The 14,852-nt window shown below is 30.7% G+C and carries 13 protein-coding genes; all 13 read right to left on the bottom strand.

The window, feature by feature from the left end:
- Positions 1-266 precede the first annotated feature (266 nt).
- The 13 genes from IC219_RS09915 to IC219_RS09855 all read right to left on the bottom strand — a co-directional run bounded on the left by IC219_RS09915 (position 267) and on the right by IC219_RS09855 (position 14,768).
- Positions 267-935 (bottom strand): V-type ATP synthase subunit D, encoded by a 669-nt coding sequence (locus IC219_RS09915; RefSeq protein WP_227830889.1) that lies wholly within the window; start codon positions 933-935, stop codon positions 267-269.
- 5 nt (positions 936-940) lie between these two features.
- Complete coding sequence (locus IC219_RS09910) at positions 941-2,314, bottom strand: V-type ATP synthase subunit B (protein ID WP_227433968.1); 1,374 nt, start codon at positions 2,312-2,314, stop codon at positions 941-943.
- On the bottom strand, positions 2,311-4,089 hold the full coding sequence (locus tag IC219_RS09905; protein ID WP_227433967.1) for a V-type ATP synthase subunit A: 1,779 nt from the start codon (positions 4,087-4,089) through the stop codon (positions 2,311-2,313). The genes IC219_RS09910 and IC219_RS09905 overlap by 4 nt, the downstream gene beginning before the upstream one ends.
- 115 nt (positions 4,090-4,204) lie before the next feature.
- Positions 4,205-4,522: a V-type ATP synthase subunit F gene (locus IC219_RS09900; RefSeq protein ID WP_009893746.1), complete on the bottom strand. Its 318-nt coding sequence runs from the start codon at positions 4,520-4,522 to the stop codon at positions 4,205-4,207.
- Positions 4,515-5,492 (bottom strand): V-type ATP synthase subunit C, encoded by a 978-nt coding sequence (locus tag IC219_RS09895; RefSeq protein WP_227433965.1) that lies wholly within the window; start codon positions 5,490-5,492, stop codon positions 4,515-4,517. Before IC219_RS09895 ends, IC219_RS09900 begins: the two co-directional genes overlap by 8 nt.
- A gap of 16 nt (positions 5,493-5,508) precedes the next feature.
- Positions 5,509-6,072: a V-type ATP synthase subunit E gene (locus IC219_RS09890; protein ID WP_227433964.1), complete on the bottom strand. Its 564-nt coding sequence runs from the start codon at positions 6,070-6,072 to the stop codon at positions 5,509-5,511.
- Positions 6,073-6,123: 51 nt separating this feature from the next.
- The gene (locus IC219_RS09885) at positions 6,124-6,615 is read right to left on the bottom strand and encodes a V-type ATP synthase subunit K (protein ID WP_021385913.1); all 492 of its coding nucleotides are present in this window, start codon (positions 6,613-6,615) and stop codon (positions 6,124-6,126) included.
- A gap of 2 nt (positions 6,616-6,617) precedes the next feature.
- Positions 6,618-8,543: a V-type ATP synthase subunit I gene (locus tag IC219_RS09880; protein WP_227830890.1), complete on the bottom strand. Its 1,926-nt coding sequence runs from the start codon at positions 8,541-8,543 to the stop codon at positions 6,618-6,620.
- A 1-nt stretch (position 8,544) separates the two neighbouring features.
- Positions 8,545-8,856, bottom strand: coding sequence for a hypothetical protein (locus IC219_RS09875; protein WP_227433997.1), 312 nt, complete (start codon positions 8,854-8,856; stop codon positions 8,545-8,547).
- 639 nt (positions 8,857-9,495) lie between these two features.
- The gene (locus IC219_RS09870; protein WP_227482030.1) at positions 9,496-9,771 is read right to left on the bottom strand and encodes a Nif11-like leader peptide family natural product precursor; all 276 of its coding nucleotides are present in this window, start codon (positions 9,769-9,771) and stop codon (positions 9,496-9,498) included.
- Between the two features lie 84 nt (positions 9,772-9,855).
- Positions 9,856-11,265, bottom strand: coding sequence for a L,D-transpeptidase family protein (locus IC219_RS09865; RefSeq protein WP_227830891.1), 1,410 nt, complete (start codon positions 11,263-11,265; stop codon positions 9,856-9,858).
- Between the two features lie 377 nt (positions 11,266-11,642).
- Positions 11,643-12,305 (bottom strand): B3/4 domain-containing protein, encoded by a 663-nt coding sequence (locus IC219_RS09860; RefSeq protein ID WP_227433960.1) that lies wholly within the window; start codon positions 12,303-12,305, stop codon positions 11,643-11,645.
- Positions 12,306-12,548: 243 nt separating this feature from the next.
- Positions 12,549-14,768, bottom strand: a complete 2,220-nt coding sequence (locus IC219_RS09855) for an EAL domain-containing protein (RefSeq protein ID WP_227830892.1) — start codon at positions 14,766-14,768, stop codon at positions 12,549-12,551.
- Positions 14,769-14,852: the final 84 nt, after the last annotated feature.

Here is a 14,852-nt window from a genome sequence, read left to right as displayed (position 1 = left end):
ACAAAGTTCTAGGCATATAGACCATTATATCTTCATAAAAATTCTTATAAAAAACACCCTTTTACCCATATGAGTATGATTTTATTTGAGCTTTTTTATATACAAGGTAGAATATACATAACTTTTACATCTGGAGTATTGAAATGAATATTGAGAGATTAATAGGTAATTAATTGATACCGCCAATTCCGAATATGTGCTTACTTGCACTAAAAAGCCTAACTCCTATAAACTAGGATGTTAGGCTTATTTTTATAAGTATTTAATTATCCAACCAAATCATTTTTCTTTTTTTCTTCAAGTGCTTTTTTAAGCACCATATCCTTAACCTTCATAAGTCTAGTAGTACTTGCTCTCTCATTTTCTTCAAGCTTCATAGCAATATACTTAATAGTTTCAATGTAATTTGGTATCATTACATTTTCAAGAGCATTAACACGTCTACGTGTCTTTTCTATCTCTTGTGCAAGAAGCTGTGCACTTTTTTCACTTTCTGCAAGTCTTAAAAGTGGTTCCATTGCATCTGAAAATGCTTCCATAGCAGAATCTAATTCACCTGATGTAAAAGCAAGACCATAAGGATAAATATCACTTTGATTGTTTTCAGTTTTAAAGTCAAACACAGGAACATCAACACTCATTATGTTTCTTGTAGAAACACCTACAGAAACAGATTGTTTTGGCATCATAAGTGCTGAACCTAGATACTCCTGACTCATAACTGCCCTTGCAATTATAAAATTTTTATAAGCAACATCGAGAGCATTTTCTGCTTCTTCACGTAATCGCTTATTTTCTCTTACAATTTCAAGAAATTGTTTCATAAGTTCATCAAGCTTATCTTTAAGAAGCTTATGACCTCTTGTCGCAGTTTTAAGGAGTTTCTTAAGTCTAGTCATTTCCATACGTGTTGGATTTATATTTAATCTAGCCACAGATATCACTCCTTAGGCATATATTTTTCAAAATATTCATCACGAATACGTTTAAGTTCACTTTTTGGTAACATACTAAGAAGCTTCCATCCAATTTCTAATGTTTGCTCAATAGTTCTGTCAGTTCTAAATCCTTGTGAAACGTATTCTTTCTCAAATTCATCTGCAAATTTTGCATACATTAAATCAATTTCAGAAAGTGCAGATTCACCCAATATTGCCATAAGTTCTTTTGCATCTTTACCTCTTGAATATGCTGCAAAAAGCTGGTTCATTGTATCTGCGTGGTCCTCACGAGTCTTACCTTTACCAATCCCCTTATCTTTAAGACGAGAAAGTGATGGTAAAACATCTATAGGAGGTTGTATATCTTTTTTATAAAGTTCACGGTTAAGTATAATTTGTCCTTCTGTAATGTATCCTGTAAGGTCAGGAATTGGATGTGTTTTATCATCCTCAGGCATTGTAAGTATTGGAATCATTGTTATAGACCCTTCATGTCCTTTCATTTTTCCTGCTCTTTCATACATTGTAGCAAGGTCAGTATAAAGATAACCTGGATATCCACGACGTCCTGGAACTTCTTTTTTGGCTGCGGAAACTTCACGTAATGCTTCTGCATAGTTTGTAATATCTGTTATTATAACAAGTACATGCATATCTTGCTCAAAAGCAAGGTATTCTGCTGCTGTAAGTGCCATTCTAGGTGTAGATACACGCTCTACTGCTGGGTCATTTGCAAGGTTTACAAATACCACAGAACGGTCAATTGCTCCTGTTGCTTTAAAATCACTTATGAAGAAATCTGCATCTTCAAAAGTTATACCAACAGCTGCAAATACAACGGCAAACTTAGAGTCAGTTCCACGAACTTTTGCCTGTCTTGCAATTTGAACTGCAAGATTAGCATGTGGCAAACCAGAACCTGAGAATATAGGAAGTTTTTGCCCTCTAACCAAGGTATTAAGCCCGTCTATAGCAGAAACACCAGTCTGTATAAACTCAGCTGGATAATCACGTGCTGCTGGATTTATAGGTGCACCATTTATATCAAGTCTTTTATCTGGTATAATTTCTGGTCCACCATCAATAGGTTTACCCATCCCACTAAAAACACGACCTAATATGTCTGGTGAAACTCCAAAATCAAGACTCTTTCCTAAAAAACGTACTTTACTTTCAGCAAGGTTTATACCTGTTGAACTTTCAAAAAGTTGAACAAGTGCAGTATCTTCATTTACTTCTAGAACTTTACAACGACGAATTTCTCCACTTGAAAGCTCAATTTCTCCAAGTTCATCAAATTTTACACCTTCTACGCCGTTTATTAACATAAGAGGACCAGCTACCTCTTGTATTGACTTATATTCCTTTATCATAGTTCTTCAGCCCCCCTCTTTTTAATAAGGTCAGCAAGCTCGTTGTCTATTTCATCTTCAATTGCATCGTAAGCAGCATCTAGTTTATCTTCTTCTACATACTTAGCACGACCAATCTTTTCAAGAACTGAAAGCTTGATAATATCATTTATAGTAACATTTTGCTTAATAGCATCTTGTGCTGACTTATAGAATTTTAGAATAAGCCCCATCATTCTATACTGTTTGTGAAGTGATGTATAAGTATCAACTTCATGGAAAGAGTTTTGATGAAGGAAGTCCTCTCTTATAGAACGAGTGACTTCTAGTATCAATCTATCTCCATCTGAAAGTGAGTCAACACCAACCAATTGAACTATCTCTTGAAGCTCAGATTCAACTTGCAAAAGTTTCATAGCTTGAGCTCTTTGAGCTGAGAAATTATCATTTACATTTTTATCTGCCCATACATCAACTTTCTCCTGATAAAGTGAATAACTTGTTAACCAGTTAATTGCTGGGAAGTGACGTTTATATGCTAATGAAGCATCAAGTCCCCAGAATACTTTTACTATACGAAGTGTTGCTTGGCTAACAGGTTCTGATGTATCACCACCAGGAGGAGAAACAGCACCAATTGCTGTAAGAGTTCCTTCTCTATCATCCATACCTAGACAGTTTACTTTTCCTGCTCTCTCATAGAATTGAGCAAGACGCGAACCTAAATACGCTGGGTAACCTTCTTCACCTGGCATCTCTTCCAAACGACCACTCATCTCTCTAAGAGCCTCTGCCCATCTTGATGTAGAATCTGCCATAAGTGCAACACTGTATCCCATATCTCTAAAATATTCAGCTATTGTAATACCAGTGTATATAGAGGCCTCACGCGCAGCAACTGGCATATCTGATGTATTAGCTATAAGTACTGTTCTTTGCATAAGTGACTCACCTGTTCTCGGGTCTTTTAGTTCAGGGAATTCAAGAAGAACATCTGTCATTTCATTTCCACGTTCTCCACATCCTATATATACAACTATATCTGCATCTGCCCATTTAGCAAGCTGATGCTGTGTAACAGTTTTTCCACTTCCAAAAGGTCCTGGAATAGCTGCTACCCCACCTTTTGTAATTGGGAAAAATGTATCTATAACTCTTTGACCTGTAACAAGAAGTGAATCTGGTGTTTTCTTTTCCCTATATGGTCTTTCTTTTCTAACTGGCCATTTTTGCATCATAGTTACAGCTATATCATTACCTTTTTCGTCTGTGATAACACAAACTGTATCCTCAACAGTAAATTCTCCAGAATATATTTCTTTTATAGTACCTTTTACGCCATAAGGAACCATAATCTTACATTCCACTACAGCAGTTTCTTGAACTACCCCAATTATATCTCCTGCTACGACTTTATCACCAGCAGATTTTTTAGGTTTGAATTCCCATTTAATGGTTCTATCAAGTGAAGATACTTCAACACCTTTAGTTATATTAGTACCTGAAATTTCATACATTTTTTCAAGTGGACGTTGAATACCATCATAAATAGTTGAAATAAGACCTGGCCCAAGTTCAACACTCATAGGCATTCCAAGAGAAACCACTTCTTCTCCTGGTCCTAGACCAGAAGTTTCCTCATAAACCTGTATAGAAGCCTTATCTCCATGCATTTCAATAATCTCGCCTATAAGATGTTTATCAGAAACTCTTACGACGTCAAACATATTCGCATCTCTCATGCCCTCCGCTACAACAAGCGGTCCTGACACCTTTACAATTGTGCCTGTTTTCATATTCTCTCACCTGCAATCATATACTTTATCAAAATTTAAATATTCCCTCCTATATTTTATCAATACATTTTTTAGCATTAACAAAATTTGAGATTGTCTCTTATTCAATTTGCATCTATTCTTTAAATAATATATCTGCACCTATAGCACGTTTACTAGATTCTCTTACTTCATTCATACCTAATCCCATACTTCCTCCAATACCTGGAATAACTATAATAGCAGGAAGTTGATAGTCTTTGTATTTTGCTATTGATTCTTTTGCAAGCAATGACGCCTGTTCTGTAATATAAATTATCGCATATTCATCTTCAACCAACTTATGTATACTTTTTTTAATTTCGTCACTATCATAGGCTGGGAAGATATCTATTCCAAGAGCTAAAAATCCCATGATGCTATCTTTATCTCCAACTACTCCTACCTTATACATAAGCATCCCTTAGCCTTTCTTTTATAGTATCTGCGTCTATATTATTAAGCTTACTAGTCATAATAATCCTAATTGTTTTTATTTCTGATTCTTTAGCATATAAATATGCAATTAGCGGTTCTAGTGTAAGAGGTTTAAATTTTGCATCTCTAACATATTCCATAAGATAATCATCACAAAGTTTTTCAAAGACAGTAAATCCACTATCCATGCCATTTTTACAGACATCAGAGTAAGAAGTGGATTTAAAACATGATGCTGGAGTGTCTGAAGAAAAAGCTTCTAAGAATTTTTCTTTATCAAGTGAGCCACCTGAAACAAACACATTCATAAACATATCAAAATCTTTCTTCATGTTTTTAACTCTTATAAAACTCTTTAGATTTGTTAAATCACAAACTTTCATAACATAATCTATTACAAATTTATTTTGACTTTCTGTAGCTGTCTCTTTCATACTTGAAAAAGTTGCTTTATCTAAAACAATATCAACCATCTGACCATTTTGTGTTTTACTATAAATATCAAATGCATCTATTATTGCTCCTGCCATTATCTTAGGTAAATCACTAAAACTACGATTTGCTAAAGATTCTTTAAGCTTCGCAAGTGAAATTGTACCTCCATCAATTAAGTACTTTTCACCATCTACACCAGAAATTTCTTCTTTAATCAAAACTTTTAAGTTATGATAATCATTTTTATAAAGGAATACATCAACAAATTTTTCTTCAGGGGCTAGACCTTTAAGAATTTCATATGTTTTAGATAATTCTTGAGTCAAAACATTCTCAAAATTGTGAACATTATTATTTGACGAATCCGTATAACCCGCTTCTGCTATAATTCTTAAAGAGTCTTCAGGGCTTTTAGCTTCTGCCATTTGAATAAACATTTGTCTGTTAAGAAGCTGTTTTTCAAGCACTCTTATTCGTGCCACGGCATAGGGATAAGTTTTTTCTTCTGCCATCTTTTAACCCCCCTCCTTAATTAAACAAAATTTCTGCTGCAATTTGCTCAATATCTTCATGCTCTACTGCAATTATAGCTTCAAACGAATAATTATACTCAATGTCACCTTTTTTAACTATGAAACCTCCAGTAATATCTCTAGTTTCATCAGATACTTTAATGCCTTTTTTAGATAATACATCTTTTAATGTTTTTCTATCTTTTTTAGATAATACTATCTCAGATCCATCTGTACAATTCGCTTTTTCAATCATATTTAATATAATTTGTTCATATTCACTATCTTTAAGATTTAGAAGTTTATTTTTAGCTTCTAAAATTACTGCTTCTAAAATCTGTTGTTTCTTTGATAATATTTGTTTCTTAGCCTCCATATAAGCTCCTGATATTTCCTTAGAAGCTGCTTTCTCTGCTTCTGCCTCTGCAAGCTTTGTATAGGAAGCCATTTCCTTTTCAGCTTTTTCATTAGCTGAACTTATCTTTAAATCTGCTTCACTTTTAGCTTTATCCAATATTTCTTGTGCCTCTTGTTTGGCATCAGCTATAATTCTGTCAATCATTTTTTGTTCATTACCCATAGGAGTGCTTCCTCCTTTTCATTTTTTTTACTTATGAATTATATTCTATAATTAACCAACTGCAATTCCATTGTAAGCTAAGAAAGAAACAAGTAGTCCTAAAAGAGCATATGTTTCAACTATCGCTGCAAATGTTATAGCTTTACCAAGTTCTTCAGGTCTTTTAGCAACTATTCCAACCCCTGCTGCTGCTGCCTTACCTTGTGCAATACCTGATACTAAGCCAACTAGACCAATTGGAAGTCCTGCCATAAGAAGTTGTAAACCTTGAGCTGATGTTGGTATCGCATCTCCACCAATAATTCCTGCTTTTGATAAAATAAGGAAAGCTATGATAAATCCATATAGACCTTGTGTACCAGGAAGAAGTTGCAAAACTAGAAGTTGACCGAATTTACTAGGGTCTTCTGTTACAACACCTGCTGCGGCTTGACCTGCTATTGAAGTACCTTTAGCAGAACCCATACCTGCAAATAACGCTGCTATAGCAGCTCCTGATATTGCCAAAAATTGACCATTTCCTAACGCGTTTAAAAATTCCATATTTACATCTCCTTTTTATTAATGCTTGTATATTTTGTTTTATACTTAAACGGAACAAAAGGAACTCCTCCGCCTTCATAAAACTTATTGAAAAATTCTACATACTGTAACCTACTTGTATGAACATATGCACCTAGTGCATTTATAAGAAGGTTTATTGTGTGTCCTACAACACCAATTACAACTGCAAATATTGGACCAGCTATAGCCCCTAAAAGATTGATAACCTGCCCTATAACTCCTGTTGTTAGACAAAGAGCCATAATTCTTGTATAAGATAATATATCAGCAAAATAACTTGTTATACCATAAAGACTTGAAAATCCTTTAAAAAGCTTAACAGGAACACCTTTAAAGCTTCTTCCTTGAGTAAGGATAAGACCTATAGCACCTATAATTGCTAAATATTTTCCTACTTCAGAAAATACGCCAATATCTCCTGCAACAAAAGGTATTATAAGTAGACATACCCCTGTTATACATAAATACCAAAACCCTATATCAAAAATTGCATCTATTACCTTTCCATCTCTTATTAATGTATATGCTTTAATTCCCAAACCTACATATATATGGATAATACCGAACAGTAATGACATCCCCATAAGTACCATAACATCCTCTAAAGGATTAATTAAAGCTTTTATAGGAACTAAATCCCCCAAAATACCCCCGAATATAAGACCCCATATAGTAGTTGAAACTCCACAAATACCAATAAGTTTAATTAAATTTCCTTCACCCTTTTTCATTTTTGATTTGTATACAATAAATCCACAAGCTAGGGCAATTATTATCCCATATGCAGCATCACTTAGCATCATTCCAAAGAATACAACATAGAAAAAAGTCATAATCGTATTTGGGTCAATATCTTTTGTGCTTGGACAACTGTACATGTTTGTTACACTTTCAAAAGGTGTTACAAGTTTATTGTTTTCAAGTAGAATCGGGAAACCTTCTTCTTTGTTTCCTTCCTCTGTTTGAACACAACAATCAAACTTTTCTGTGATTTCACTAATTAGGTCGCTTGCACTTTTACTTGGTAACCAACCATTAAGACAGAATGTTGTTTTTGTTTTTACAAGTCTCTCTATAATCTTTTTCTGGTCTCTTTCTATAGTGTAAAAGTCATATAGATTTTCAAGCATGTGTATATTATTTCCATGATTTTTGATTTCTTCTGTCTTATCTTTAGAAACGTTTTCCTGTCTAATTATCATTTCATTGTATTTCTTGATAGCTTGTGATGGTGTACCTTCCTCACTTGGTAATGTAACTATTGTAAAATTAAATTCTTTAAGAACTTCTGTAGCATTATCAAAAGTTTCTTTTAAAGTAATTAAATAAACATAGTTCATTAACTTGTCAGAATCAATAATTCCAAGAACACTTTCTGGCACTTCATCCTCTAGTCTAACTCTTAAAGCATCAATATTTGCATTTGTGGGTATAGTTCCTAGAATAGTTTTTGTATACTTAGTTTCCATCTTTTCAAAAGGAACATCAAAGTTTACCCATGGCTCTAACATACTTTTATTATTATTTAATAAATTTATGTTACTCCTTATTGTACCTATCTCTTTATTTAGATTATTTAACTCCAAAACTTCAGCATAAATTTCATCTTCTTTTTCACTGTCAATTTTGTTAAATTCTCTTTTTGGTGCAAACATAGCTTTCTTTTGTTTCACTAGTGAAGAAACAATGTCAATCGCTTGATTCACATGTGCCATCTTCTGTTCTAGCATTATAACCTCTGACTCCTCACCATCTTTTGTAAGATGATTTTTTAACTCATCCATTTCAGTAAGAAAGGCACTATCATCAATCTGAACAAATCCACGGTTCATAAGTAGCTTTAAAATTTGGCTTTTTTGAGCTTCTAAGCCAACAATAGATATCTTGTTCATATTAACTATTGCCATATTATCTCACTACCTTTCCAATAACCGCTTCGATTGCCTTACTTCGTCTTTCTGTCGCAGTTTTTTCAATTTTCAGACATTCACTTTTAGCATCTGCCAAGATTTTATCAACCTCTGCTTTACTGTCGGTGACTGCCTTCTCAACAAGAGTTTCTTCCATAAGCTTTGCTTGCTTTTTTACATCAGTCAAGATGCTTTCACATTCGTTTACAGCATCAGCTCTGATAGACTCTGCATCAGTAACAGCTTTTACTTTAATACTGTCTGCTGTCTGCTCTGCCTCAACAATGCTTTTTATTATTTCAAAAGCCATCCAAATCACCTCTCTTACCTTTTTACTATGTATATAACTAATTAGAGTTTTTTATTCTAATTAGATTACTACCTCATTGTTAAAGTATAAACAGCATTTTTATATAATAATTAATTTTTTTCAACATTTATTTTTTAATAAAACATATTTTAGAGTAGTACTTGCTTAGACTTACATTCTTTTTTGACTTACTTTTAGACTATGACATGAGTATGATTTTTAAATATCATTATTTTCAATAATTATAATTTAAAGCAATATGGTTTGTCAATAGCGTTATTTTGTTTTGAAATTAACGGTTTATCGACATTTTCAATTTTTATTTCAATTTTTTTTTACATATAACTTTATTTATTCCATATAAATTATTTTTATCTTTTTTTTCAACACATAGAATGATAAAACTTATTGTTTTTTTTGAATTTTTAGAAATATCTTATATTTTTTCATCTAACTTTTATAAATCATCAGCTCATATCGATTTTTGTCAGCTTATTTTAGTTTAATTTTTTCTAAATTTATTAGATATAAGTTAATCCTTTTTTAAGATTGATAAAATTTACACTTATTTTTAAATACTTTAGTCCCTCAATCATTATCTTAACTTTAAATAAGTAATACCACTAATTAGTTTATATATTATATATTCGCCAACATGATGAAAAAATCCTCGAACCAATCACTCCAATCTTCAATAGGATATGCAGCTCCTCCATTTACGCTTTTTAAAAGATTGGATGTATATTCTTCTCCTATAGAAAAAAGTTCACCTATCGTTATATCATATCCTCTAGATGTAACTACTTTACAAAATGAATCCATAACATCACGTTGTTTTCTTGTTTCCATAATCTCTTTCTTAAACTCTGAATCGTTCTTTGCTTCATCTAAAATTTTAATTAATTTTTCATTCATTATATACATTCCTTTCTATATAAAAAAGAAGCCATCTAAAAAAACTAAGATGACTTCACTTAATCGTTATAAACAATATTTTTACTAGTATAAAATAATTGGTGTACCTGGTTCTATATTTTCATAGATTTTCTTTGCCTTAGAAAAAGGTGTGTTTACACATCCATGTGAACCTGAAGATCTATATATACCTCCACCAAAAGAACCTCTCCAAGTAGCATCATGAATTCCTATATTTCCATTAAATGGAAGCCAATAACTTACAGGTGAACTATAGCCTTGACCAGTTAAAGAAACATTTCTAGCTTTATAGTTAAGAGGATATATCCCTGATGGGGTAGCAAATCCTCTACCTAAATCGCCTGTTACAACATCTGTTGATACAAGCATTTCTCCATTCTTAAAGAACCACATGTGTTGGTCAGAAAGACTAATCTCAACATATGTATTACCAATATCATCTTTATTACGAGATACAGCTTTTTGTATGTAGATAGGTTCTCTTGTAACATTTTTTCCAGCTTTTACAACATCAACTAAAGCTTCTGCTTCTTTCTTTTTATCTATCAACCATCCATAAATTCCACCTGAAATAGTAATCTCTTTGCCAGTTGCAGTTTTAAATGGTCTTGAATCTCCAAAAGTACTATATTTTTTGCTTAATCCTCTTGTATACTCTACCATCACATCATTATCGAAAGTTATGTCATAATTTTTTTCTGAGTCTACCTTTAACCACTTATTAATCTCAGAACCATCTAAAGTTTCCTTACGGTCACTAAAATCATATGTAACAACTACACTGACATATTTATCTAATGTCTTAATAGCCTCTTTTAACTTTTCTGAATCCTTTGTATTGTTTGGAACTTCATATAATTTACTCTCCTCTAAAGAAACAGAAGTAACACCAGAATTAATTGATTTTTTTACTAATTTATAAAAATCATCTTTTTTTACTTTGTTTCCAAGTACTTCTGGTACTATAACATAAGCATTTTTACTGCTATCATACTTAGGGTATGCACTCTTAGGCTCTACAACATTTTTACTATCAAAACAAGATAAAGCATTAAACCCTTTTTCTAGTAAATCTTTATCATATGAAAGAGTTACCATATTATTATACTCTTTAGATTTAAATATTCCACCAATCCATCCAAACGCACTTTGGCTATCTTTTATTTTTTGAACCTTATCATCTGGTGTAAACTTTAAATCTATATCTTTTGCTTTTATTTGTTCTTTTTTATTGTTTCTTTCCTCTAGACTTAAAGTATAAGAATTAGTACTTGATGCTAATAAATCATTTACTTGTTCAACTGTCTTTCCTGAAGCTTTCACACCATTAATAGTTGTACCAAAGTAAAAATGATTTCTAAAAAAGATTGCCATCCCTATATAAGCTACAATCAAAACACCTACTACTATAGCTATCTTAACTTTTAGATTTTTTTGCCCACTTTCTTGTTTTGCCTCTTTTCCTTCAATCATAACTAAATCCTTTCTTCATTATAATTACCTATGTACTTTACTAGTTTTAAAAAACCTTATTTCTTCTATATACCCAAACTATTATATTATTAATTTATATTTTTAAAGATAGAGTTATTTACATGATATCAATTTATATTTCAGATAAAATGATTATTGTCAATTCCCCCTTTCAAAATCCCTTAAATATAACCTCTGCTATAATAATATATTACCATACTTTTAAGCATCAGTGTGGCTATCTGTCTATTTTTGTTACATTAAACTACTATTTCCAAAAAAAGAAACTAATATCTTGTTAGTTTCCTTTTTTGATTCGTTCTTATATATTGGTATCCAACTTAACATAACGTTGTTATATACATTTTATATAATTATTATTTAATTATTTTAGTTTCTATATCCTTTCCATCTGCATACTCTTTAAGTAAATCCTTAGCGTATCCAAAGTACTCTTCAATATCTGATTCCGAACTAAATGAAAATATACAAATTAGTATTTCAATTGCATCTGTTGTTATCATAGCTCTCTCGGAATCACTAGTTGGGCTTCCAAATTTACCTAATGAATCAGATAATATAGGTAGATTTTCTATATTTATCAACTCTTTTCCAATACCTTTATACTGCTCGCCTTCATCACCTACAGTAAAACATATTGGTGGATGTAGTTTACTTACATTATATGTACCAACTGGATATAATGATTTTATAGATATTAGATTATTTATTTCAACTATATTATTTATTGTATATAGACCCTTACCTTGAACAATTCTTCTAACTAATGCTTCTGAAGACGTTCTATATCTACTTGGATTTTTACCAAGTTCTTTATATGCATCTCTTGCATCTTTAATCTTATCCAATTTCGTAATATCTTCAATTTCTAGCTTTTGATTCAAAATATCACAAAACTCATTTATCCCATTTATTAACTTTTCTGAGCTTTTATTTACTACTACTTTTGCTTGGATACATCCTAATTTTGCATCAGGCCATTTGTCCTTAAGTTTTTTATCAATGCTTATATCTATCATACTCAAACAACTCCTATCATTAAATTTTTATTTAAGTTTTTTATCATCTATACATTATAGTACTATTCTTTTGTTAATAACATATTTATGTCCAAAATAATTTATTTTTAACAGATTTTTATAAAAGATAATTACTTTCCTCATATCTGAATCTTACAAAATAAAAACACTAATTATCTAGCAAGCATTTATTAAATCCAAGCATATATAATAGTGTTTTATATGAAAAAATAAATTTTATTTTTAAAGTAATTTCATAAAATTTTGAACTGGCATTGGTCTTGCAAAATAAAACCCCTGAACTAAATCACATCCAAATTGCTTCATTAACTCAGCCTGTTTCTTACTCTCAACGCCTTCTATAATTACAATTAAATCTAATGATTTTGCTAGAGATACTATAGACTTTGCTATATTACGACTTTTCTCATCATTTTCAAGACCATTAAGAAAAGACTTATCTAATTTTAATACATCAATTGGCATGTCCCTTAGACAACTAATAGAAGAATAACCTGTTCCAAAATCATCCATAGAAATTGAAAATCCATGCTTCCTTAATTCATTTAAAACACTTTTTAGTATATTTAATTCATTAATAACTACAGTTTCTGTTATCTCTAATTCAATTAAATTTGAATGTATGTTATATGTTTGGATAGTACTATTGATAAATTTTACAATATCTGGTTGATATAACTCAACTCTAGATAGGTTTACTGAAACTGGTACTAATTTTTTCCCTTGTTTTTCCCATTTAGATAAATCGCTACAAACTCTTTCAAATACAAATCTACCTATTTTTAAAATCAATTGACTTTTTTCTGCTATTGGAATAAATATAGCTGGACTTATAAACCCATGTTCAGGATGATTCCATCTTATCAGTGCTTCACTTCCTATCATCTCACCATTTACAAGTGAAAACTTAGGTTGATAATAAACTTCAAATTGATTCTTTACTAATGCTGTCTTTATATCATCTAAAATTATAGATTCCTCACTAAGCTTATTTCTAACATCTTCATTATAAATAGCATAGTTTATATTTTTACCTTTGGCAATAGACCTTGCCATATTAGCTTTATTTACAGCCTTTTGAGCATCTACTTCTCCTTCTTCTACGAAGTAAATACCCACACAAAGAGAAATTTCAAATACTGTATTTAGATTATTTTCAATATTACTTCGTATACTATCAATTTTTTTTATAATTTTATTTCTTCCATTTTTATATTCACAAAAAATAGCAAAATAGTCACTTGAAAGTCGTGCATATATTTCACCTTCTGTTAGTTCCTCTTTTAAAGCACTTGCTATAGTAATTAATAGATTATCACCAAATTCATATCCAAAAGTATCATTAATCATTTTAAAATTATCAATATCAAAATATACTATAATATAATTTAAAGATGGTTTATTTAAAAGATACTTACTACATTCTCTATAAAATTTATTTTGATTTCCTATATGTGTAACTCTATCTTCATATGCTAAACTTAATATTTCTTTTTCATTAGATTTTTTTATGTACATTATATAGAAAATAATTGCAATAAACACAAATATAATCAATAATACTGCATATACAGCTCTCTTAATAATTTGCTCAGAATTACGGAATATAACATTTTCTGGAATTGAAAAAATCAAGTTCCAATCCTTTATATAATTATCTTTTTTCTTTCCATTATCCATAGTAGCATATCCTAGGTATCGTCTTTCTCCTGACATATTTAAGATTGCAGCACCTGTTTTATTTTCTTCTAATTGTTTTTTTAATTGATTTACATCTTTAATATCATTATCCTGCTTTAACAATTCATAAATATTTCTTGATAATCTATCTTGTTGAGGATGAAGTATAACTGTCCCATTATTTTTTACAACATAAGATATACTATTATTTTCATAAAAAGATACATTTATAAGTTTCATTAGAGTATTGACATCATAAGTACAATACAAAACTCCAACTACTTTATCATTATTTAATATTGGTACTGAGATAGTAATCTTTTTTACAGACTTATTTACTTCATCAATATATGGGCTTGAAACATACTTTTTACCATTAATTGAATTTTTGAAGAATTCTCTATCCTTAACAGAAAACTTATTACCCTTAGTATTTTCTGCATTCCCATTTATATCAACAATTGCCATAGTATAAAATTTTTGGTTTTCCATTTCATCTAAAAGCTTTTTTATTTTTTCTTCATTAGACATGTTAGGATTTGAAGTATAATAACTTGAAAAAATATTTAAAATATCTAAATCTTTTTCAATTTGTCTTTGTGCTAACTGAGAACCTTGTATCGCAACTTCTTTTATATGTACTTCTGCCTCTGATATAAGAAGTTTTCTTGTATCTTCTATATATAGATATCCTAATATCAGAAATAATGATGCCATTAAAAGAATTATAATTAATGTAACACTTTTATTTCTTTTAGTCATCTTACCCCTCCCTTAATTAGTCAACACTTTATATCCCTATTTATATCTTTATTAATACAAATTTATTACTTATCTTACATACAA

It is taken from the genome of Clostridioides sp. ES-W-0018-02 (assembly GCF_020658175.1).
Taxonomy (GTDB): Bacteria; Bacillota; Clostridia; order Peptostreptococcales; family Peptostreptococcaceae; genus Clostridioides.
The sequence above is the reverse complement of the archived record's forward strand: the minus strand, read 5'-3'. Positions and strand labels throughout refer to the sequence as shown.

What these genes read in the sequence shown, in the direction of transcription:
- IC219_RS09880 (WP_227830890.1), bottom strand. Translation starts at nt 8,543, where the DNA reads ATGGCAATAGTTAATATGAACAAGATATCTATTGTTGGCTTAGAAGCT.
- IC219_RS09890 (WP_227433964.1), bottom strand. Translation starts at nt 6,072, where the DNA reads ATGGGTAATGAACAAAAAATGATTGACAGAATTATAGCTGATGCCAAA.
- IC219_RS09865 (WP_227830891.1), bottom strand. Translation starts at nt 11,265, where the DNA reads ATGATTGAAGGAAAAGAGGCAAAACAAGAAAGTGGGCAAAAAAATCTA.
- IC219_RS09895 (WP_227433965.1), bottom strand. Translation starts at nt 5,492, where the DNA reads ATGGCAGAAGAAAAAACTTATCCCTATGCCGTGGCACGAATAAGAGTG.
- IC219_RS09860 (WP_227433960.1), bottom strand. Translation starts at nt 12,305, where the DNA reads ATGATAGATATAAGCATTGATAAAAAACTTAAGGACAAATGGCCTGAT.
- IC219_RS09905 (WP_227433967.1), bottom strand. Translation starts at nt 4,089, where the DNA reads ATGAAAACAGGCACAATTGTAAAGGTGTCAGGACCGCTTGTTGTAGCG.
- IC219_RS09910 (WP_227433968.1), bottom strand. Translation starts at nt 2,314, where the DNA reads ATGATAAAGGAATATAAGTCAATACAAGAGGTAGCTGGTCCTCTTATG.
- IC219_RS09855 (WP_227830892.1), bottom strand. Translation starts at nt 14,768, where the DNA reads ATGACTAAAAGAAATAAAAGTGTTACATTAATTATAATTCTTTTAATG.
- IC219_RS09900 (WP_009893746.1), bottom strand. Translation starts at nt 4,522, where the DNA reads ATGTATAAGGTAGGAGTAGTTGGAGATAAAGATAGCATCATGGGATTT.
- IC219_RS09875 (WP_227433997.1), bottom strand. Translation starts at nt 8,856, where the DNA reads ATGGCTTTTGAAATAATAAAAAGCATTGTTGAGGCAGAGCAGACAGCA.
- IC219_RS09885 (WP_021385913.1), bottom strand. Translation starts at nt 6,615, where the DNA reads ATGGAATTTTTAAACGCGTTAGGAAATGGTCAATTTTTGGCAATATCA.
- IC219_RS09870 (WP_227482030.1), bottom strand. Translation starts at nt 9,771, where the DNA reads ATGAATGAAAAATTAATTAAAATTTTAGATGAAGCAAAGAACGATTCA.